Raw genomic sequence first — 21501 nt, 5'->3', positions numbered from 1 at the left:
AACTTCGGCAACCCATTTGACCTTCACCTTCGGTGAAGCCGCAGCATCGGTGGTGGAACGAGGAGCGCATGACGGGCACGACACGACCACGGGTGGGCGCATGGAGATGCTGACGATCGGGGCCTTCGCGAAGGCGTGCCGGCTGTCGCCGAAGGCGCTGCGGCTCTACGACGAGCTGGAGCTGCTGCGGCCCGCCCGGGTCGACCCGGAGACCGGGTACCGGTACTACGCGGTCACACAGCTGGAGCGGGCGCGGCTGGTGGCGTGGCTGCGCCGGATCGGGATGCCGCTGGCCCGGATCCGGCAGGTGTGCGCTCTGGACGGCGCGTCCGCCGCCCGGGAGATCCGTGCCTACTGGGCGCGGGTCGAGGCCGAGACCGCCGGCCGGCGGGAGCTCGTGACGTTCCTCGTGGACCACCTCTCGTACACGTCGAGGAAGGACACCACCATGCTCGAACTCCGATACTCCGCGCTCTCCGACACCGGTCTGGTCCGCCCGGCCAACCAGGACACGGCCCACGCGGGCGCCCACGTCCTCGCCGTGGCCGACGGCTTCGGCACGAGCGGCGCGCCCGCCAGTACGGCGGCCGTGGAGGCCCTGAAGTCCCTGGACGGCGAACCCCTTCCGGGCGGGAGCGTCCTCAACCTTCTGGAGGACGCGGTGCGGGGGGCCGCGCGGGCCGTCCAGGACGCCGCACCGGGCAAGGACGACGGCACCACCCTCACCGCCATGGTGTGGACCGGATCCCAGCTCGGACTGGTCCACATCGGCGACTCCCGCGCCTATCTCCTGCGCGACGGCGAGCTGTTCCGGATCACGCACGACCACACCATGGTCCAGTCGCTGATCGACGAGGGCCGGCTCACTCCGGAGGAAGCCACCGTCCATCCCCAACGCGCCCTGCTCCTGAAGGCACTCACCGGCGGCGCCGACGCGGTCGTACCCGATCTGCGGTTGTGCGACGCCCTGCCCGGGGATCGCTACCTGCTCTGCTCGGACGGGCTCTCCACCGTCGTGGCGGACGAGGAGCTCCAGCGGCTGCTGGGCTCGGCCTCGGCTCCCGACACGGCGGTACGGTCCCTCGTCGAAGCCGCGATCGACGGCGGCGGCCCCGACAACGTGAGCTGCGTGGTGGCGGACGTGGTGGAGGCCGACGGGGGTCACGGGCTCGGCTGACTCAGGGTGAGGCGTGCACGCTCTGCGCCGCGACGGCCGCGGCCTCGCGTACCGCCCTGATGTCGGCGGGGTGGCGCAGCGCCCGGGACACGGCATCGATCTCCGCCAGCAGGTTCTCCGTGTCCGGCGTGTTGAGGGACGCGGCGGCGTCGTCCTGGCGGGTGCGCTGCCTGGTCGCGATGGCGTCCTGGATGGTCACGGCGTGGGCGAGGGCCCCCGCCCGGCCGGACTCGAAGCCGAGGCCGAGGGCGGCGTCGTACGCCTTCCGCCGGAGGTCCTCGTCGATGAACCTGGCCAGGTTCAGCAGCGTGTCCCGGATGAACGTCTCACGACGCGTCAGGCGCAGTTCGGGGGTGGCACGGAGTCTGAAGGGGACGCGTCCGCCGCCCGTGACGGTCCCCATCAGGCGGTACAGGGGGCGCAGGTGCCAGTGGCCGAGCCGGGTGCGAACCCGGCGGTGCAGATACTGGCCGGTGTGCGGAAGGATGAAGCCGACCGCGATGAGGATGGCGGAGAGCGAGGCGACCGGCGGGGCGAGCCCGGTGCTGAGCCAGTCGAGGTCGTGGCCGGTCCAGCGGGCGACGACGGCGGAGAACTTGGAACCGTCGTAGAGCAGGTTCATCGCGTAGCCGACGCCGAGGAACTTCAGACCGCCGCGCAGCCAGACGTCGAGTCCGCCGGTGCGGATCCAGTTCCAGATCAGCTTGGACGTGATCAGGGCTGCCGCGGTGTGCGCGAGCAGGTAGAGCACGATCTCTTCGCGCATGAAGGGGGTGTTGGCGTAGTACGTGTCGAGGTCCCGTATCCGCTCGACGGGGACGTCGGCGAGCGCGAACAGCACCCACAGCGCGACGATCACGCTCGCGTAGACGGTGACCACCCAGCGGGTGGCGCCGCGGGTGGCGCCGGAGCGGTCGGAGATGCCGTTGCGCCATGCGGTGATCAGGAGCAGGCAGGCGCCGCAGAACGCGGTGATGAGGCTGTAGACCAGCGGGGCCGCGATGTTCGGTACGCCGGTGACGCGGTTGGTCCAGGCGATGGTCGCCGGTGCCGCGAAGACGAAGACGCCGCAGGCGAGGACGAGCAGGCCGCCGACGGCACGCAGCAGCGGGTCCTTCCACAGCTTGACGATGCTGGGCAGTTTGATCGCCAGCGCGGCGGTGAGGACGGCCGTCGGGATCCAGAAGGAGATGTAGAGCCCGGCGAAGAAGCGGGAAGGATTCATCGCCGGTCAGTCCTGGGGTCCGCGGTAGCCCAGGGAGGCCTGGATGGCCTGTCCGACCGGGTCGACGGGGCTCTTCGTCCGCGGGCCGGTCACCCAGGAGCGGAAGACGCTGGCGAGGTGCAGGCCGAAGTCCTCCGCCTCGGCCTCGTCGGCCTCGTGCGAGCCGTTGCGGGCGGCGACGGTGAGCGCGATCTCCTGCCAGCCGGGGTCGTCCGACAGCGCGCCTGCGGCGGCCGCCGCACCCGCGTAGTGGTGGTGGGAGTGAGAGTGCCCCGCCATCATGTGCCACAACTCATGTCCGAGGATGACGAGTTGCTGCACCGTCTCGGCGCGTTCCTCGACGATAACGAGGTCGAAGTCGTGGAACTCCATCCACAGACCCGTGACTTCGATCTCGTCGGGGAAGCGCTCGAAGCGGAGCTGGATGGGGCGGTCGTCGCGGCGCCGGCTCATCTCCTGGCAGAGGGCTTCGGCCAACTCCCGTACGTCCACGGGCGCGTCGAATCGCTTCTTCAGCGCGCGGATGAGCTCGACGGCGAGGCCATGCATCTCGGAGTCGACCCGGCGGGAGAGCAGTGCGGTGGCGCGCTTCCACACGGTGTGGAAAGGCCTCATCGATCCACCTCCTCGCTCTCGCCGCTCAGCAGACCCTCCAGCATGAGCGCGAGCGCCTCCTGCTTGCGGGGCGTCAGCCGCCGGCCCCGCAGGGCGAGGGTGACGACTCCGTGCTTGAGCGTGAACCTGAGCAGCGGCCCGTCCTCGGCGCCGCCCTCCAGCTCACCGACGACGCGCTGAAGTGCGCCGTTCAGGACGACGGGGGCCGGATCGGTGAAGAACTTCGTGCCCTCCTCGATCCGGAAGAACTCCGCGAGCCGGGTGAGGTCGGGCACGTTCGGCATCTTGTCGCCGTTGAGCAGGCTGCGGGCCCATTTGTCACTGATGCCGAGCCGCGCGGCGACGTCCCGGCACACATCGGCGGGCCGCTTCCCGCTCTCGTCGAGATACGCCTCGTACAGCGCGCGGACGCGTCCCCGGATCCGGTCGTCGACCTTGTCGTCAAGCACCCCCGCGCCATCGAGGAGCGCCCGGACCTCCCCCTCGGCCAGGGCCGTTCTTCTCGACAACTCCCGTACGTCGAGGAACTCCCCGCGCTCGAGGCCCTTCTCGACGAGGTGCGCGTCGAGACGCGCGAGTGTCTCGCGAAGAGGAGGCAGCGACGCACTCACCCATGCACTCCCGGCAGTTGATCCGTCAAATTGTCACGCTGTGGGCCGAGACTACGGTCCCCCGCGGGGCCCGCGCCATGCTTTCCGAACGATCGTTCCCGATTCAAGAACGATCGCTCCCTCTCCCCACCTCCCGGGCCCCATGACTGCGCACGATCTCCTTCATGTCGATCTCAGGAACGGACGCCCACGCCGTTACGGACCCCGCCACCCTCCCCCCGCTCGTGCGGCGGGCGAGGTGATCCACGGCGACTGGCGGCGGATCGAGGAGCACGGCCCGTACGACCTGCTGGTCCTGGACGGCGGCGGCACCGGCAAGACGCCAAGCGACGACCCGGCCGACCCGGCCCGCCTCCTGACTCAGGGCGGCACGGTGGTGGTCGACGACCCTTCACCCCGGCCACCGGATGGCCGCCCCTGCACGAAGGCGCCCCCGACCGGGCCCGGCTGCACCGGCTGATGCATGTCGCCCTGGACACGGTCGAACTCCGCCTCGCCGAGGACCTCGCCACGCTCGCGGGTACCCGGCGACGGCTCGCCTCGACGGGGCCGAGGGCGTCATCGGAGTGAGCGCGGCGGCGAGTTTCCCTCGCGCTGGTGTAGGAACGGTGGTGACTGTCACCGGCAGCACGTCCTCCAGCAGGTCCCTACGGCAAGGAGTACCCCGCGTGTCCTCCCTCTTCCCCGCCCTGGTCAGCGGTTCGACCGCACGGCGGCCCGCCCTGCGTTTCGGCGACCGGTCCCTGACGTACGCGGAGCTCGCCGCCTCGGCGGGTGCGCTGGCCGCGCGGCTCGACGGGCGGGAGAGGGTCGCCGTGTGGGCGACGCCGTCCCTGGAGACCGCCGTCGGGGTCGTCGCCGCGCTGCTCGCCGGGGCGCCCGCCGTGCCGCTCAACCCCAAGTCGGGGGAGGGGGAACTGGGGCACATTCTGGGCGACAGCGCGCCGTCGCTGGTACTGGCCGAGCCGGGCGTCGAACTCCCCTCGCCCGTGAGCGACTTGGCGCGCGTCGACGTCCAGGTGGGTGCGGCCGGTCAGGACACCCCCGCACGCCCCGGCACCGAACCGGACGACCCCGCCGCCCCCGCCCTCGTCGTCTACACCTCCGGCACCACCGGCCCGCCCAAGGGTGCCGTCATCCCGCGGCGCGCCATCGCCTCGACCCTGGACGCGCTGGCCGACGCCTGGCAGTGGACCGGCGACGACGTGCTCGTGCACGGGCTGCCGCTCTTCCATGTGCACGGGCTGATCCTGGGCATCCTCGGCCCGCTGCGGCGCGGCGCGGCGGTGCGGCATCTGGGCAGGTTCAGCGCGGAGGGCGTGACGCGGGAGCTGGGCACGGGCGCGACGATGCTGTTCGGGGTGCCGACCATGTACCACCGGCTCGCCGAGGCGCTGGTCGAGGACACCGAACTGGCCAAGGCGCTCGGCGGGGCGCGGCTGCTCGTGTCCGGTTCCGCCGCGCTGCCGGTGCACGACCACGAGCGGATCACGGCCGCGACCGGACGCCGGGTCCTCGAGCGGTACGGCATGACCGAGACCCTCATGAACACCAGCGTGCGGGTGGACGGGGAACCCCGGCCCGGCACCGTCGGAGTGCCGCTGCCCGGCGTCGACGTGCGGCTCGTCGAGGAGGACGGGACGACGATCGCCTCATATGACGCCGACGGCACTCCCACCGGCACGTATGACGGCGAGACCGTCGGCGAGATCCAGGTCCGGGGGCCGAACCTCTTCACCGAGTACCTGAACCGGCCCGACGCGACCGCCGCCGCGTTCACCGAGGACGGCTGGTTCCGCACCGGCGACATGGCGGTCGTCGACCCCGACGGCTCGGTACGCATCGTCGGCCGCAAGGCCACCGACCTGATCAAGAGCGGCGGCTACAAGATCGGCGCCGGAGAGATCGAGAACGCGCTGCTTGAGCATCCGGCCGTGCACGAGGCCGCCGTCACCGGTGAGCCCGACGAGGACCTGGGCGAGCGGATCGTGGCCTGGATCGTCCCCGCCGATCCCGAAGCCCCGCCCGCCGCCGAGGAGTTGGCCGACCACGTGGCCCGCCGCCTCGCTCCGCACAAACGCCCGCGGACCGTGCGCTTCCTCACGTCGCTGCCGCGCAACGACATGGGCAAGATTCTCAAGCGAGCCCTCCCCGACGCCGTCGCAAAGGCCCCGAAGCATGACTGAGCGTTTCTCCGCCCGCGAGGCCATCGCCCTGGCCTGCGATGACTTTCGTGAACTGCCCGTACCCATGCGGGTGTTCAAGCCGAACGGTCCGTTGTCCTGGCAGGGGTACGACGACTCGCGCCGCCGCGCCGTCACCCGTACCGGCGAGGACGAGTCCGTCGTCTGCGGCACCGCGGTCATCGGTGGCACCCGCGCCGTACTGATCGCCTTCGAGTTCGGCTACCTCGGCGGCTCGCTCGGCGAACGCACCGGCGACCGCGTCGAGGCGGCCTACACCCATGCCCGCGAGCACCGCCTGCCGGTCGTCTCGCTCGTCGCGACGGGTGGCAGCCGGATGCAGGAGGGCATGCTCGCGCTCACCCAGCTCCAGCGCGTGGCACGGCAGTCGGCGCTCGCCCGGGAGGCGGGGCTGCCGCAGATCGCCGTGCTGCGGGATCCGACGACGGGCGGTGGCTGGGCGACGCTGGGTGCGGGCGCCGACGTGACCCTGGCGCTGCCCGGCTCCCAGGTCGGCTTCGCCGGCTCCCGGGTCCGCCCGCCCGGCGCGGACCCGGCGGCGTACACGGCCGAGGCCCAGGTGGCGGCGGGCGCGGTGGACGCCGTCGTACGGGAGGAGGAGCTGCGGGAGACACTGGCGCTGTGGCTGGCCCTGCTGACCGCACCCGCGGCCGAAGTCGGGAGCGAGGTCGAGCCCGTCCCTCCGCCGTCCGCCCTCGGCGCCCCCGTCCTCCCCGCCACCGGCTGGGACGCCGTCCGGCACGCCCGCTCCCCCGAACGCCCCCGGGCCGCCGCCTACCTGGACGCCTACTTCTCGCGCCGCGCCGCGATCAGCGGCGACCGTTGCGGCGGCAGCGACGACGGCATGCTGTGCGGGTTCGGTTCCGGACCCGCGGGGCGGACCGTGGCGTACGCCGCCCAGTGCGGGACCGCGACCCGCCCCGCCGGATACCGCACCGCCGCCCGGCTGATCCGGCTCGCCGGCCGGCTCGGCGTCCCCGTACTGACGCTGGTGGACACCCCGGGCGCCGCCAACGACGCTCAGGCCGAGCGGCAGGGCGCGGGCTCGGCGATCGCGGACCTGTTCGCCGCGGTGGCCACCGCCCGTACACCCGTCACCACCCTGGTGATCGGCGAGGGCGGCTCGGGCGGCGCGCTCGCGCTGGCCGCGCCCGGCAACACCTGGGCCACGCCGGACAGTTACTTCTCCGTCATCGCGCCGGAGCTCGCGGCCGCGATCCTCAAGCGCCCGGCGAGCGAGGTGCACGCCACGGCGGACCAACTCCGCATCCGGCCCCAGGACTTGGTGGAGCTGGGCGTGGTCCGGGGCATCGTGGAGCACGCGGGGCGCTGAACGTGCCACCCGGCGCACTGAACCGAAGTCGAGCGGCGGCGCCGGCTCCCCCCTCCCAAGGGGAACCGGCGCCGCCCGTTCACAGGGGACGGAGGCGGGCTACCGTACCCCCACCGCCCGGATGACCTCCTGGCTCACCGAGCCGCCCCGGTCGTCCCGTGCCGAGGCCCGCAGGGAGATGAACTCCGCGCCGCGCGGCACGCTCAACGTCCCCTTCCAGGAGGCCGCGCCACCACCGCCCGACAGCGGGACCGTCTGCCACGACTTCCCGTCGTCGTAGGACACCTCCAGCTTCCCGCCCCCGATGGTCCCGGTGCCGGGCGCGCCCTTGACGTACTCGGCGTGGATCCCCACCGGCACCCGGCCGCCGCCGCGCACCGCGCCCGCGAGGTCGGTGTCGATGTCGTAGCCGAGGTTGACGAGCGGCAGGAACGTCCAGCGGTCCGCGGGCGTGGCCGCCGAGCGGAGGGTCCACTCGGAATGGCCCTTGGTGGACAGGGTCCAGCGGTCGGGGTCGAGGGTGGTGTCCGTGACGACCTTGTAGGTGTGCTCGTCGGCGGGCGCGTCCCACACGTACGCGCCGGAGCTCTTGCGCCGGTCGACCAGGGTGCCGTCCTGGTACACGGACGTGAACTGGGTCATTCCGGTGTCGTCGCTCCACACGTCGCCGAAGCCCGTGTGGTCGGGCCCGGAGTCGCCCCAGCCGGGCGTGTTGAACTGGATCTGGTTGCCCGCGCGCTCCTGTCCCCAGCCGAGCCCGGTGCCGAGCCACGCGTGCCAGACCGGCTTGAACCAGTTCAGCGTCGTGTGCGAGCCCCCGCGGTAGTGGACGAGCCCGCTGCGCTCCTCCAGCGTGCCCGCCCCGAGGTTCACGGACTCCATCCACGTCTGTCCGGTGCCCGTGGACACGTAGTCGGTCCGCTCGGCGGGGTAGTCGATCCGCTCCTGGAAGCCGATCCCGATGGGGAAGGCGTCGGTGACCGAGTAGCGGAACTCGCTGCCGGAGACGGGCTTGACCGCGTGGAACCTGGTGCCCAGCACGGCGAGTTCACGCGCGCCCGGTTCGTACGTCAGGTCGCCGCGCGGAATGGCCCCCTCGTGCCCTTCCGAGAGGTCGTAGACGTACGGCGTGTTGCGCGTCCCGGTCATGTCCACACGCCCGGCGGCCCGCAGCCGTGCCGCGTCCGCCGCGTTCACCGTGGCGACCTGCAGCGGCCGGTCGGCGTAGTCGTCCGTGCCGAACCAGGCGTTGAGGCGCCCGGCCGCGCCGTCGGTGACGAACAGCGCCTTGGCGCCCGCGTCCTGGGCTGCCTGAGCGAGGGCGGTGGGCTCGACACCGTCGGCGAGTGTCGCGAGCACGGCCTTGCCGCTCACCCCGGTGAACGGTCCGGTCCCGACGTCCACCAGCGGCAGCTCGCGGCGCCCCTCGATCAGAGTCGCGCCCGGCTGCGCGACCGCCTCGCCGACGCCCTTCACCTCCAGCAACGGCTTCCCCAGCCGCCACACGGTCCGGTACTCGAAGGTGCCCTGGGTGACCTTCGCGGTCGGCGCGGCGAAGATGCTGTCGTACTTCACGGGCACCTGCACGGCGCCGAACTGGTCGGAGCCGCCCGCGTTCCGGTCGTACTCCATGAGCAGCTGCCGGGTCTCGGTCCGCCGCTCCACCTCGGCCCGGATCTCCCGGAGCTGCCGTCCGTCGAGGGTGACCTCACGGTCACGGTCGAGGGTGATCTCGGGCGCGGCGAGGAAGCCGAGCCCGAGCGAGTCGGCACCGTGACTGCCGTGCACGTCGAGGAAGGAGGTCAGGTTGTACGCCCCCGGCGCGAGCCGGAGTCTCAGGGTGCCGGAGTCGTCGACCGAGGCCGGGAACGGGTCCACGCCCGCCGCGAGTTGCTGCACCGCGAGGTAGGCGGCGGTCGGCTCACCCGCGCGGTCCTTGACGTGGACGGTGAGCGTGTACCGCTCCTCCTCCTTGACCAGCCCGAACGCGGTGTGCGCGACGGGCGTGCCGCCGGCGGAGGCGACGATCTGCCCGGAGGTGTCGCCCACGGGCGCCTTCGAGCCGTCGCCCGTCACGGTCGTCGACGCGGTGCCGTGCGCGGGCACGGTGAGCGTGGAGTCGGCGAGGGTGGCCACCCCGTCGGCGGCGCCCCGCACGGCGAGGCTCAACTCGACCGCCGCGTCGGAGGAGTTGGCGTAGGTCACGGTCTTCGTGACGGGCTGGTTCGCCTCGTACGGCCAGCTGTAGAAACCGAGGTCGGCGCTCCCGGTGGCGGTGACCTTCGCGTCGATCGCGTCCGGCACACTCACCCGGCCCGAGCCCAGCACATAGGCGGACGCGTCGAGTTGCTTCGACGTCGACATCAGGGCGTCCTTGAGCTGGGCGCCGGTCCAGTCGGGGTGCTTCTCGGCGAGCAGGGCGGCCACACCGGCGACATGCGGCGTCGCCATGGACGTACCGCTCATGGAGGTGTAGTAACCACTGCCGGCGACGAGCTGGGAGCGGGCCGCCAGGATGTCGACGCCGGGTGCGGACAGATCGGGCTTGAGGGCGTTGTCGCCGTAGCGCGGTCCTGCGCTGGTGAAGTAGGCGGCCTGATCGGCGGAGTCCACCGCGCCGACGGTCAGCGCGGCGTCGGCGGCGCCGGGCGAGCCGATGGAGGAGGGGGCGCCGGTGTTGCCCGCGGCGACGACGAAGAGGGCGCCGGTCTCCTTGGACAGCGTGTTCACCGCCTGCGCCATGGGATCCGTACCGTCACTCGCCTCGGTCGAGCCGAGGCTCATGGAGATCACCTTGGCGTGCACGTCCCGCGCGGCCCACTCCATGCCCGCGATGATCTCCGAGTCGCTGCCCGAGCCCTCGTCGCTGAGTACCTTGCCGACAGCGAGCGTCGCGTCGGGCGCGACGCCCCGCTCCTTGCCGTCGGAGGCGGCACCGCTGCCGCCGACCGTGGACGTCGTGTGCGTACCGTGCCCGTTGCGGTCGGCGACCTCCTGCCCGTCGATGAAGCTCTTGCTGACGGAGACCCGTCCGGCCAGGTCGGGATGGTCGGCGTCCACCCCCGTGTCGAGCACGGCGACCGTGACGCCCTTCCCGGTGAGCCCGGCCTCCCAGGCCTGCGGCGTGCCGATCTGGGCGTTGCTCTCGGCGAGGTCGGCGTGCACGCGCCCGTCGAGCCAGACCTTGTCGACCGTCCCGCCCTGCCGGGTGAGGGACTGCCAGAAGGTGCGCCCCTTGTCGGCGGCGACGGCGGCGCCCCGGATACTGGGCAGCGCGCGCTTCTGCTCGGCCCCGCGCAAAGCGGCCGCGCGCGCCCCCTTCCCGTACGTCACGATCAGCGGCAGCTCGGCCGTCTTCCCGTCGGTGAGCCCCTGCCGTATCAGCTCGCTCACGTCGAACAGCCGCCGGTCGAGGGTGCCCGCCCGCAGATAGGGCAGCGCCTCGTCCGGTACGACGGTCACGGCGCCGTTCGTCACCTGGGTGCGGACCGCCCCCGTGGCCTCCCGTGGCCGCTCGACCGTGACCGTCTTCTTTCCGGCGCCGAGGTCGGTGACGGTCACCTTGTCGCCGGTGACGAGAGTGACGGTGTGGGTGACGGAGGCGGTTCGCGTCGGGGCCGGGGCGGCCGCCTCGGCCGCGCCCGCCCGCCCCGTGGGCAGTACGGCGAGCACGAGCCCGGCGGACAGCAGAGCCGCCCCCCGTCTGACTGGTCCTCTGGTCATCGATGACCTCTCCTCGTCGGCACATGGTGGCTCCGGTGCTGCGAAGAGTTTCGGGGGGCCGGTGGTGCGCGGGAGTTGACGGAACCTGGCGAGAAACTGCCCTGGCGGGTTTCCGCCAGGGCGCCGGGAGCACCCATCCGGACAAGACCACCCATCCGGCATCCGGAGAGGACCACCCATCCAGCGGCACCCCGCCCGGCCCCCCACGAAAGGCGCCTGGTCCGGCGCCCGTCCACGATGTGAGGAAGGACCGCCACCTGGCGGAGCCCCACGGTCTGCTCTCGGGAGGACCTGCCATGACCGCCAGCCTCGAGCGGTTGCGCCGCTGCCACTTCGCCGTCGACCTGGGCGCGGCCCGGACCCGGGTGTACGTGAAGGGCGCGGGGCTGGTCGTCGATCAGCCTAGCGTCGCCGCGATCAACACCAGGAACGGCGCGCTGATCGCGGTCGGCGAGTTCGCGGAGAAGATGACGGGCCGTACCCCCGACTACATCCGCGTCATGCGGCCGGTGTCCGGCGGCACGGTCGTCGACATCGAGATGGCCCAGCGCATGCTGCGCCAGCTGCTCGGCGACAAGGTGCGCCGCGCCCTGCGCCGCAAGCCCCGGCTGCGCGCCGCGGCCTGCACCCCGCACGACGCCGACCCGCTGGCGCAGCGCGCCGCGATCGAGACGCTGGTCGGGCTGGGGGCGCGGCGGGTCGAACTGGTCGACACGCTGATCGCCGCCGCCGTCGGGTGCGGGCTGCCCGTCGAACGGCCGGAAGCCACCATGATCATGGTGTGCGGGGCGGCCGCCACCCAGGTCGCCGTGCTGTCCCTGGGGTCCATCGTGACCGCCGAGCGCATTCCGGTGGGCGGCGAGGCCGTCGACCGCGCGATCGTGCAGCACCTGCGCCACCAGCACGAGCTCATGCTTCCTTCGCAGTCGGTACGGCCCCTGCAGCTCGCCCTCTCCGGCAACGGCCTCACCCCGCACGGCCCGACGTCCACGGAGATCCACGGGCGGGACGTGGCGACCGGCCTCGCCCGTTCCGTACAGGTCGACACCGCCGCCGTACGCGACGCCATCCAGACCCCGCTGACCGCCGTACTGGACGGGATCGGGAAGGTGCTGCGGGCCTGCCCGCCCGACCTGGTGGCCGACCTCGCCGACCGCGGCATCATGATGGTCGGCGGCAGCGCGCTGCTGCCGGGCCTGGACCAGATGCTGCGGCAGGCGACGGGCATGCCGGTACACATCGCCGAGCGTCCCGACGTGTGCGCGGTGCAGGGCCTGGGCTACATGCTGGAGGGCAAGATCGAGCCGCTGATCCTGGACCCGCTGGCGCTCTGACGGCCGGGCCTCGGAAAGTCCCCGGTATGCACGATCCGGTCCCCCGCCTGCCGTCGCTCCTGGAAGCCGTCCTCAGCGTCGGCACCGACCTCGAACTGCGGGCCACGCTCCAGCACATCGTGGACGCCGCCGCCGAGCTCACGGACGCCCCGTACGCGGCGCTGGACATGACCGATCCGGCGCGGGACGGGCTCAAGGAGATCCGTACGGCGGAACGCCCCGATCTCGCCGGCCCTCCCCGGGCGCCCGAGCCGCCCGAGCCGTCGAAGCCGCCCGAGCCGTCGGAGCTGGTCGTACCGATCCGCGTCGACGACGAGGTGTTCGGCGACCTGCGCCTCACCGGGAGGCGCGACGCCCCGTTCACGGACGAGGACGAGCAACTCGTACGGGTCCTGGCGACCCAGGCCGGCATCGCGATCGGCAACGCCCGGCTGTACGAGACGGCGCGACAGCGCGAGCGCTGGATCGAGGGCGCGGCGGCCGTCACCACCGCGCTGCTCAGCGGCGAGAGCGCCGCCGACGCGCTGATGACGGTCGCCGAACGGGCCCGGCGTCTCGCCAAGGCCGAGGCCGGCGTCATCCTGCGGCCCACCGAGGACGGCGGCATGGAGGTCGTGACCGCCTCCACGCTCGACGACCCCTCCGACATCGTCGGCGCCGTGATCGAGCCGGGCAGCCCCGTCCTCGAACAACTCCTCGGCGGCGAACCGGTGTTCATCGACGACTCGGCGACCGACCCGCGGATGACCACGCATGTACGGCACCGGTTCGGGCCGAGCATGATGCTGCCGCTCCAGGCGGGCGGCCGTCTCATCGGCACGCTCGCCCTCCCCCGCCGACGCGGCGGCCGTCCGTACACCGCGGTGGAGCGGCTGCTCGCCACCCAGTTCGCCTCACAGGCCGCGCTGGCGCTGGTCCACGCCGAGGCCCAGCACAGCAGGGAGCGGCTCGCGGTCTACGAGGACCGCGACCGGATCGCCCGCGACCTGCACGACCTCGTCGTCCAACGGCTGTTCGCGACCGGCATGATGCTGGAGTCCACACAACGCAGGAGCGCCGGTGCGGACGACGACGCGCACGCGATCCTCGGCCGTGCCGTCGACGAACTCCAGTCCACCGTCCAGGAGGTCCGCACGGCGATCCTCGCGCTCCAGCAGCCTCCGGCCGACGCCCCCACCACCTTCCGCGGCAAGGTCCTGCGGGAGGCGGCGGGCGCGGCCGCGGTGCTGGGTTTCCAGCCGTCCATCGGGTTCACCGGCGCGGTGGAGAACCTTCTCGTGGAGCCCGTCGCCGGCCGGCTGCTCACCGCGCTGCGCCGCGCCCTGGCCGCCGTCTCCCGCCGCGCCGGTGTCTCCCGCGTCGAGATCACGGTCGACGCGACGGCGCCCCTCCCCGACGGACGCCCCGGGGTCCGCCTGACGGTCTTCGACGACGGCGACACGGGCAACGGCCGTGCGGAGGGCGGCGGCTCGGGTACGACGGTCACCTGGCGGTCGCCCCTGTGAGCCCCTGTGAGCCGCGCCCACAACCCACTTGACGTCCCCCCAGGGCCTCCGTAGCGTCGCAGCCCGTACGCTCACATGACCGATATTCACATCCGAGGACGGGATGGCCATGACTCAGCGACGTGTGGTGGTGTCCGGCGGCGGTACCGGGATCGGCCTGGCGACGGCGGAGGCGTTCGCCGCTGACGGGGACCGGGTGGTGCTCCTGGGCCGCCGCGAGGACGTCCTGCGCAAGGCGGCCGACACCCTGAACGGCCAGTACGGCGAGTCGACGGCGAGCTGGTGCGCGGGGGACCTCGCCGACCCCGAACAGGTGGGCCGCGTGAGGGAGTTCATCACGGCGGACGAGACCCCCGTGGACGTACTGGTGGCCAACGCGGGCGGCAACGCGGCCCGCGAACCAGACGGCACGCTCGCCTCCATCGCGGACAGCTACCGCGACAACTTCGACGCCAACGTACTGACCGCGGTCCTGCTCACCGAGGCCCTGCTCCCCCACATGCGCCGCCCCGGCGGCCGTATCGTGCAGCTCTCCTCCATCGCCTCGCTGCGCGGGCCCGGCTCGTACGGCGGCTCCAAGGCCTGGGTCAACACGTACACCTACGCCCTCGCGCAGCGCGTCGGCCCCGAGGGCATCACCGTGAACGCGGTCGCCCCCGGTTTCGTCGGCGACACGGAGTTCTTCGGCGCCCGCGCGACACCGGAGTTCGTCGCCTCCCGGGTCGGCCAGACCCTGACCGGCCGGCCGGGTCACCCCTCCGAGATCGCCGCCGCCGTCCGGTACGTGGCGTCACCGGAGGCGGCCTACCTGACGGGGCAACTTCTGCACATCAACGGAGGTGCGGCGCTGGGCCGCTAGGGCCCGTCTTTTGGATCAGGCCCGGGACGCCTGGACGGGCGGGCGCGGCGTCACGGTCACCTCCGGGATGGTGCCGCCGCAGCGCAGTACGACGTCGAGGACACGGAGGAACTCGTCCACGTCGAGCAGGGAACCCGTCAGATAGCCGCGCTGCCGCCAGACCGGGTAGACCTGCGCCGCGTACTCCCGGTCCCAGCCGTCGTTGAACCCGGTCCTGGAGTCCCCTTCCCCGCCCGCGCAGTCCCCGACCACGAACCGGGTGAAGCCCACGCTCGGGTGCTCGACGCGGAAGGCCTCGACGAGTTTCTCCAGGGCCGCCTTGCTCACGTGATAGGCGGCGAACCCGGGCCAGGACGGCGTGAGCGAGCCGCCGATGGAGGACAGGTAGGCGGCGACTCCGCCCGACTTCGTCAGATGCGGGAGCGCGGCGCTCGTGACCAGCGCCGCGCCGATCACATTGGTGTCCATGGCGCGGCGCCAGGCGTCGGCGTCGAGTTTCTCGACCGGGGCGAGGGGGCCGATGCCGGTGGCGTAGACGAGGGCGTCGATGCCGCCCAGCCCGGCGGCGGCCTCCTCGATCGCCGCCCGGCAGGACGACTCGTCGGTCACGTCACAGGCGACGGCGAGCGCGTCCGGGCCCGCCTCCTTCGCCGCGTCGACCAGCCGGTCGCGCCGACGTGCCAGCAGGGCGACCTGGTCGCCGCGGCGCCCCAGGTCGACCCCTATGCACCGGCCCAGTCCACTCGACGCCCCGACCACCACAGCCTTCATGCCAGAACCCCATTCTCAGTATCCGACAATCCCCTTCCGCCGCTTCTATCACGAGTCGGGACCGATGGGCAGACCCCCTGCAACGCCTCTCTACGCACTCGCGCGCAGATACCCCGAGTTCGCCACCTGGCCGAGGAACGTCAGCCGCGTGTCGGTCGCCATGTGTTTGTCGAAGGCCTCCTTGATACCGGGCCACTTGGGGTGCCCGAAGTCGTCGAGTACGACGATCCCGCCGGGTGCGACGATCCGCTCGGCCCACTCCAGGTCCGCGGCGACACCGGAGGCGGAGTGGTCACCGTCGACGATGATCACCCCGTAGGAACGGTCGGAGACCAGGGCGCGCACCTCGGGGTCCTCGGAGAAGCCCTGCTGGACGCGGGCCGCCGCACCGGCCGCGCCGACCAGGGCCAGATTGGCGCGCACCGCGGCGCCACGCACGGGAGTGCCCGTCGGGTCGGCCCCCTCGGTGGTGCCGGGCTGCAACTGGAGGCCCGCGAGCGGGTCGACGATCGTCAGACGCGGGTCGCGTCCCGCGCGCTCCATCATCCGGATCAGGGCCGCGCCGAACATCCCGTACAGGGTGCCGATTTCGAGGATCTCGTCGTTCGGCGGGTCGAGCAGCGGGACGGCGGAGAGCTTGCCGCAGATGTTCATGGTGCCACCGGCGATCCGGCCGACCCCGAGCGCCTCCAGAGCGATGAGCAGCCGGAACGCCTGGGCGATGTTCCGCTCGGCACCGCCCCTGTCCCCGCTCACCTGCGCCAACTCCTCGATGGCGCGGTCGAGATGGACCTGGGCCGGCATGCGCGACACGCCGCGTCCCGTCCCGTCGATCAGCAGTTCGAGGGGGCGCTGACGGTTGCGCAGTGTCGCCAGCTCGCGCTGGAGTCCGCCTTCGGATCCGTCCCCGATGGAGCGGCGGATCTGGCGTTCGATGCGCTGATCGATGAGGTCGGCGATCGGACGCAGGGCGCGCCTGGCGGTCTTGGTGGTGAGTAACGCTCGCATGGCTCTTTGACCCTCGCAGGTATAGGAGAAGTGCTGCGTACGCGGGGGGACAGAAGGTGCGCACACCCTGATGACGACCGGCTGCGCAGTGGGGATCCAACGCCCAAAGGACGGTAAAGCGTAAACGTCCCACAGATAAATCACAGCGAACATCGGCCCCCTAAAGGGGAACGCGTGAATGATGCTTGGGCCACGAGAGGGTTACGCATGTCGCGATGTGCCGCGCCATCAGCTGAATGACGGGTCAGGAGGGAGCGACGGCCACGGAGCGGGGTCGCGCCGCGACACCCCGCGCCCGGCGGATCTTCCTCGTAACGTGAATCTCTCTCCCGTCGCCCGCCTCCACCTCATCCATCTCCCCCCTTGCCTATCTCCCCCTCACCCACCTCCCCCTCATCCATCTCCCCCGACTCCACGAGGACCGTTCATGACGACCGTGACACTCCTGCACCCCGGCGCCATGGGCGCGGAGGTCGGCGCCCAGGCACGCCGCGCCGGGGCCCGGGTGCTCCACGTCCCCACCGGCCGCGGCTCCGCCAGCGTCGAGCGGGCCCGGAAGGCCGGCCTGGAGGCGGCCGAGTCACTCGGGTCCGCCTTGGCCGTCAGCGACTTGGTCCTGTCGGTCTGTCCACCGCACGCGGCGGAGGACGTCGCGCACGAGGTCCTCGGGCACGCCTTCCGCGGCATCTACGTGGAGGCGAACGCCATCAGCCCCGAACGGGCCCTGCGTATCGACGGAGCCTGCCGCGACCGCGGCATCGTCATGGTCGACGGCTCGATCATCGGCGCTCCTCCCGGAGCGGACAGCGCCCCGCGGCTCTACCTGAGCGGCGACCCGGAGGCAGTCGGCCGGGTGGCCGCGGTGTTCGAGGGCACCGCCGTACTCGCCCGGCCGCTCGACGCCGGGGCCGGTGCCGCGTCGGCACTGAAGATGGCCTTCGCCTCCTTCCAGAAGTCCGCCCGCGTCCTGGCCGCCGTCTCGCACGCGCTCGCCACCCGTCACGGAGTGGATGCCGAACTGACCCTGGAGGCCGAGTCGATCACCTCCAGGATTCTCGCCGAGGTGGACTACCTGCCCAGCATCGCGGCCCGCGCCTGGCGCTGGGCCCCCGAGATGGAGGAGATCGCCGCCACCCTCCGCTCCACCGGCCTCCCGCCCGCCCTGGCCGAGGCCAGCGCCACGGTTCTGCGCCACTGGACCGCCGACAAGGACCGCTTCGACCTCCCCCTGGAGGAGGTCCTCGCCCACCTCCACACGCCCGACGACCTGGACTGACGTCCAGTTCCGCCACTTCACCACCTCTCACCCCCCTCGCCCCGGTGCCGGGAATCCACCACAGGAGCCCAACGACGTTACGTGCGGGAAACCTTGACGATCACTGTCCCGGGTGCCACGATTCCGGCGCCGCCATGTTTACGTAAACATCGCTACCGACCCAGCCCCGGCCATGAGATCAGGCCTCGCCGTGCCGGCCGATGTTTACGTAAACACAGCGTTCCGGTCGGTGGATCAGGGAGGAGCGGACGGATGGGTTCAGCGCCGCAGGCGAGGGTTCACGGCGTCTGGAGACCGTGGAGGTCGAGACGGCGCAAGAACCGCGCCCCGCACCTGCCTTGAGTACGCCGAGGCCCACCCGCGCGGGCGACAGGACCGCCCCGCGCTCCCCCACACCCTTCCCCACACCGGTGAAGCGCCACCGGCGAAGCACCACCGCACCACCGCTACAGCACCGGTCGTCACCGGGCCCACGACGGCGAGCCGACGCCCCCGCGTCCCGTCCGGCCCGGCGAACCTTCCGACGGCCGCCCAGCCCCGCGCAGGCTCCGCCGGGCGCTGAGCCGCAGTCACCTGAAAGGGCAAGTCGATGCGCAACACCCCCGCCAGAACCCGCCTCACGCCCCGCCTGCGCGCCGCCTGCGTGGCGCTCCTGATCGCCGGCACCAGCGGCACGGCCATCGCCGCGACCAGCGGCACGGCCGTCGCCGGCGGCCCCGTCCACGCCGCGCCGAGCAAGGACACGACCCAGTTCAAGGGCGTGAACTGGGCCGACCCGCGTGACAACTACGCCGACGACCCCGTCGTACTGTCCGGCCTGTCGACCTCCGACAGCTACGCCCGGACCTACGCCAAGGCGAGCCGGATCATCTCGGCGTTCCGCGCGAACCTCGGCGCCAACACCGTCCGGCTGCCCATCAACCCGTACACGGTCAACGGCTCTTACTGGAAGTCCTACCGCGGGGTCATCGACGCCGCGTCGGACAAGGGCTTCAAGGTCATCGTCTCCTACTGGGAGGGCACGGGCGCCCGCAAGGACGGCTTCATCGACGACCCCGCCACCTTCTGGCCCATGTGGAACACGGTGGTCAAGACCTACAGGAACGACAAGCAGGTCTACTTCGAGCCGATGAACGAGCCCCACGGCTACACCGACACCGAGTGGGCCGACATCGCCGCGAAGTGGCTGGCCACCTACCCCTCCGTCCCGCGCGACCGGGTGTTCGTCAGCGGCGCCGGCTACAACGACCACGTCACCTCCGTCTGCGCCGACCCGCGCCTGAAGGGCACCTACCTCTCCCTGCACCACTACGGCTTCTGGAAGGACTACGCCACCTACGACCAGTGGGTGTCCGACCTCGAGGAGCGCATCGGTGACTGCGCGGGCCGTACCGTCGCCGACGAGTTCGGCGCCCCGATGACCACCGGCCTCGACTACAACAAGCCGGACGCCTCCAACAACTACGTCAACTACGTCCAGGCCGTCACCGACACCTTCCGCCGGCTGAAGATGGGCTCCGTCTACTGGCCCGGCCTGCGCACCGACGACACGTACTCCCTGCAGACCCTCACCGGCGACCCCGCCCGCCCGTGGCTCGCCACCACCAACCAGTCCGGCGCCGACCGCCTCGCCTGGGCCTGGGGCCGCGGAAAGCCCGTCCAGCCCTGACCCGACCCCCGGGCCCGCCCGTCACTCACGGGCCCGATCGGGCCGCTCCCGGCTCGAACTGACGTCACACCAGGGAACGGCGATTCCCCGGTCGTTCTCCCGGACAAGTGCAAAGAACGCGCAACGCACGACTGCGGCCCCTCGGATCGGCTCCGGGGGGCCGCAACCTTGTTGCCGGCAAACCACGATTGCGCGGGCGGCATCGTTTCTTCTGCGCGTCGGCCGGTGATCACGCGGCGGACAGGACCATGTGGACCTTGAGGGCGAGATGCACCTGCAGCACCTGGTCACCGTGGCGCCACTGCGGGCCGAGCAGCGAGGTGATGCGGTCGATGCGCTGGTAGAGCGTGTTGACGTGGATGTAGAGCTCGGCGGCGGTGCGGCCCAGCCCGGTGTCGCAGGCGAAGAAGGCGAGCAGGGTGCGGGTGAGCTCGCCGCCGCGCTGGGTGTCGTAGTCGAGGACGGGGCCGATGGTGCGGCGCACGAAGCGGTGCAGCTCCTCGCGGCCCGCCTGATGGAACAGCAGCCCGTAGACGCCCAGTTCGCCGGGGGACGCCCCTTCTCCGTCGCGGTCGAGCGCGAGCAGGACGTCCAGGCAGCGGGCCGCGTCGTGGTGTGCCTCGACGATGGCGTCGATGCCGGGCGCGGCCGTCGCGGCGCCGACAGTGACCAGTTTGTCCACGACCCGCGACAAGTGGTCGGCCAGGGTGCGGGCGGCCTCGTCGGGGTCCGGATCCTGCGGCAGGAGGACGACGGTGTCGCCCCGGTATTCGCCCGCGAGACCCCGGGCATGGGCGGCGTACGAAGCCGCGGCATCGGCGATGCGTCGCCGATGGGCGCTGTCACGGCAGCGGGCGGCGAACACCGTGTGCGGGCGGTGGAGGTCGAGGCCCACCAGGGTGGCCCGGCGCCGCAGGCCTTCCGGATCCCGGTGCGGGGAGCCGAGCAGGTCCTCAAGGATCTCGCCGCGCAGCCGGTGCTCGGCCTCGGCGACGGTGCGTTCGCTGAGCAGCATCAGCGCGGTGACGAGCGCGGCACGTTCGAGAGAACGTACTCCTGAGGCGTCCAGGTGGTCGCGGACGAGCAGCAGAACGCCCAGGAGTTCGCTGCCGGCCACGATGGGAGTGGCGCAGGCAGCGGATCCGTCGGCTCCGGCCGGGATACGGCGGGTGCGGCGGGCGTCCGTGCTCAGCACCCGGGCGTCTCGGACCGCGAGGGCGGCGGGACACGGATCCGGGAGCGCTCCTTCGGTGCGGGCCTGTTCGACGAGAGGGTCGTCACCGGCGGCGGCCATGGTGCGGCCGCGAGGGTCCAGGACGAGGATGCTCCCGCCGAGGACTTCGGCGAGGGTCTGCGCCACGTCGGCCATCCCACCGCCGTCGAGAACGATGGTGGTGAGCCGCTCATGCAGGGCGGCGGCGCGTTCGATGGATTCGCTGTGGGCGCGGATGACGCCGTTGGCTTCGGTGAGTTCGTCGACTGCTCTGCGTACGTCTTGGAAGAGGGTCGCGTTCTCGATGGCGATGGCGGCGTGGTTGGCGAGCGAGACGAGCAGGGCCACTTCGTGCTCGGAGAAGGGGCGGACCCGGCGGTTGGCGGCGAACAGGACGCCAATGACGTTCTCGCCGAGTTTGAGAGGCACTCCCTCGATGGAGATCAGCCCCTCGCCGCCTACGACGTCGTCGATGCAGTGCTCGAAGCGCAGGTCGGCGAAGTAGTCGGAGGTGTTGTACGGAACCGCCGTCTTGGCCACAAGACCGCCGAGGCCTGCGCCCATGGCCAGCCGCGCCTGCTTGAACGCGTCGGTGCGTATCCCGTCGGTCACCCTCATATAGGTGTCGCCGCGTTGAGCGTCGTTGAGCATCAGGTAGGCCACGTCGGTGCCGAGCAGGCTGCGAGCCCGGCGGACGATGGCCTGGAGCACGGCCTCCAGATCACGCAGTGAGGACAAGTCCCCCGCTGTCTCGTAGAGCGCGGCGAGCTCGGCCTCCCGGCGGCGACGCTCCTCCAGGCGCGCCCGTACCTGCAGGGCGTCGTCGACGAGCAGGGCGAGCCGGGGCCGGTCCTCGCCAGGGCATCGGTCGAGGAGGGCGTCGTACTCACTCTGCGCGGCGTCTTCGCGCAGCAGGCGCAGCAGACGCGCCGCAGGCTCCACATCGGCCCGACTGTGTGTGGTCGTCGAGTCCACGGA

At 72.0% G+C, this 21501-nt stretch carries 16 protein-coding genes; 9 read left to right on the top strand and 7 right to left on the bottom strand.

Annotated features, from left to right (window positions below; genetic code table 11):
- The first annotated feature begins 100 nt into the window (after positions 1-100).
- Complete coding sequence (locus SMIR_RS26420; protein WP_168491210.1) at positions 101-1177, top strand: MerR family transcriptional regulator; 1077 nt, start codon at positions 101-103, stop codon at positions 1175-1177.
- A gap of 1 nt (position 1178) precedes the next feature.
- Here SMIR_RS26420 and SMIR_RS26415 read toward each other — a convergent pair whose 3' ends face one another.
- The 3 genes from SMIR_RS26415 to SMIR_RS26405 are packed head-to-tail and all read right to left on the bottom strand — an operon-like array spanning position 1179 to position 3628.
- The gene (locus tag SMIR_RS26415) at positions 1179-2402 is read right to left on the bottom strand and encodes a DUF6545 domain-containing protein (RefSeq protein ID WP_168491212.1); all 1224 of its coding nucleotides are present in this window, start codon (positions 2400-2402) and stop codon (positions 1179-1181) included.
- A gap of 6 nt (positions 2403-2408) precedes the next feature.
- Positions 2409-3017, bottom strand: coding sequence for a toxin-antitoxin system, toxin component family protein (locus SMIR_RS26410; protein ID WP_422664466.1), 609 nt, complete (start codon positions 3015-3017; stop codon positions 2409-2411).
- Entirely contained in the window at positions 3014-3628 is a 615-nt protein-coding gene (locus SMIR_RS26405; RefSeq protein ID WP_168491214.1) for a transcriptional regulator, read from the bottom strand. The genes SMIR_RS26410 and SMIR_RS26405 overlap by 4 nt, the downstream gene beginning before the upstream one ends.
- Positions 3629-3866: 238 nt before the next feature.
- Here SMIR_RS26405 and SMIR_RS26400 point away from each other — a divergent pair, with 238 nt between their 5' ends.
- The 3 genes from SMIR_RS26400 to SMIR_RS26390 all read left to right on the top strand — a co-directional run bounded on the left by SMIR_RS26400 (position 3867) and on the right by SMIR_RS26390 (position 7165).
- Positions 3867-4088, top strand: a complete 222-nt coding sequence (locus SMIR_RS26400; RefSeq protein WP_348774708.1) for a class I SAM-dependent methyltransferase — start codon at positions 3867-3869, stop codon at positions 4086-4088.
- 208 nt (positions 4089-4296) lie between these two features.
- Positions 4297-5814: an acyl-CoA synthetase gene (locus SMIR_RS26395; protein ID WP_212727467.1), complete on the top strand. Its 1518-nt coding sequence runs from the start codon at positions 4297-4299 to the stop codon at positions 5812-5814.
- Positions 5807-7165, top strand: coding sequence for a carboxyl transferase domain-containing protein (locus SMIR_RS26390; protein WP_168491216.1), 1359 nt, complete (start codon positions 5807-5809; stop codon positions 7163-7165). Before SMIR_RS26395 ends, SMIR_RS26390 begins: the two co-directional genes overlap by 8 nt.
- Before the next feature lie 99 nt (positions 7166-7264).
- Here SMIR_RS26390 and SMIR_RS26385 read toward each other — a convergent pair whose 3' ends face one another.
- Positions 7265-10888, bottom strand: a complete 3624-nt coding sequence (locus tag SMIR_RS26385; protein ID WP_212727466.1) for a S8 family serine peptidase — start codon at positions 10886-10888, stop codon at positions 7265-7267.
- A gap of 296 nt (positions 10889-11184) precedes the next feature.
- On the opposite strand from SMIR_RS26385, the gene SMIR_RS26380 reads away from it, so the two are divergent.
- The 3 genes from SMIR_RS26380 to SMIR_RS26370 all read left to right on the top strand — a co-directional run bounded on the left by SMIR_RS26380 (position 11185) and on the right by SMIR_RS26370 (position 14586).
- Positions 11185-12222, top strand: a complete 1038-nt coding sequence (locus SMIR_RS26380) for a rod shape-determining protein (protein ID WP_168491219.1) — start codon at positions 11185-11187, stop codon at positions 12220-12222.
- A 26-nt stretch (positions 12223-12248) separates the two neighbouring features.
- Entirely contained in the window at positions 12249-13727 is a 1479-nt protein-coding gene (locus tag SMIR_RS26375) for a GAF domain-containing protein (protein ID WP_212727465.1), read from the top strand.
- A gap of 109 nt (positions 13728-13836) precedes the next feature.
- Positions 13837-14586, top strand: a complete 750-nt coding sequence (locus tag SMIR_RS26370) for an SDR family NAD(P)-dependent oxidoreductase (protein ID WP_168491223.1) — start codon at positions 13837-13839, stop codon at positions 14584-14586.
- 15 nt (positions 14587-14601) lie between these two features.
- Here SMIR_RS26370 and SMIR_RS26365 read toward each other — a convergent pair whose 3' ends face one another.
- Together SMIR_RS26365 and SMIR_RS26360 are read right to left on the bottom strand one after the other, a co-directional pair.
- Complete coding sequence (locus SMIR_RS26365) at positions 14602-15357, bottom strand: SDR family oxidoreductase (RefSeq protein WP_168491225.1); 756 nt, start codon at positions 15355-15357, stop codon at positions 14602-14604.
- A gap of 90 nt (positions 15358-15447) precedes the next feature.
- Positions 15448-16365, bottom strand: a complete 918-nt coding sequence (locus SMIR_RS26360; protein WP_101405315.1) for a class I SAM-dependent methyltransferase — start codon at positions 16363-16365, stop codon at positions 15448-15450.
- A 427-nt stretch (positions 16366-16792) separates the two neighbouring features.
- Here SMIR_RS26360 and SMIR_RS26355 point away from each other — a divergent pair, with 427 nt between their 5' ends.
- Together SMIR_RS26355 and SMIR_RS26350 are read left to right on the top strand one after the other, a co-directional pair.
- Positions 16793-17641, top strand: coding sequence for an NAD(P)-dependent oxidoreductase (locus SMIR_RS26355; protein WP_168491227.1), 849 nt, complete (start codon positions 16793-16795; stop codon positions 17639-17641).
- 589 nt (positions 17642-18230) lie between these two features.
- Positions 18231-19310, top strand: coding sequence for a glycoside hydrolase family 5 protein (locus SMIR_RS26350; protein ID WP_168491229.1), 1080 nt, complete (start codon positions 18231-18233; stop codon positions 19308-19310).
- 229 nt (positions 19311-19539) lie between these two features.
- Here SMIR_RS26350 and SMIR_RS26345 read toward each other — a convergent pair whose 3' ends face one another.
- Positions 19540-21498 (bottom strand): helix-turn-helix domain-containing protein, encoded by a 1959-nt coding sequence (locus SMIR_RS26345; protein ID WP_168491231.1) that lies wholly within the window; start codon positions 21496-21498, stop codon positions 19540-19542.
- Positions 21499-21501: the final 3 nt, after the last annotated feature.

Origin of the sequence: Streptomyces mirabilis (genome assembly GCF_018310535.1) — a bacterium.
In the GTDB taxonomy this organism is placed as follows: Bacteria; Actinomycetota; Actinomycetes; order Streptomycetales; family Streptomycetaceae; genus Streptomyces.
This window is presented reverse-complemented; position numbering and strand designations above follow the sequence as displayed.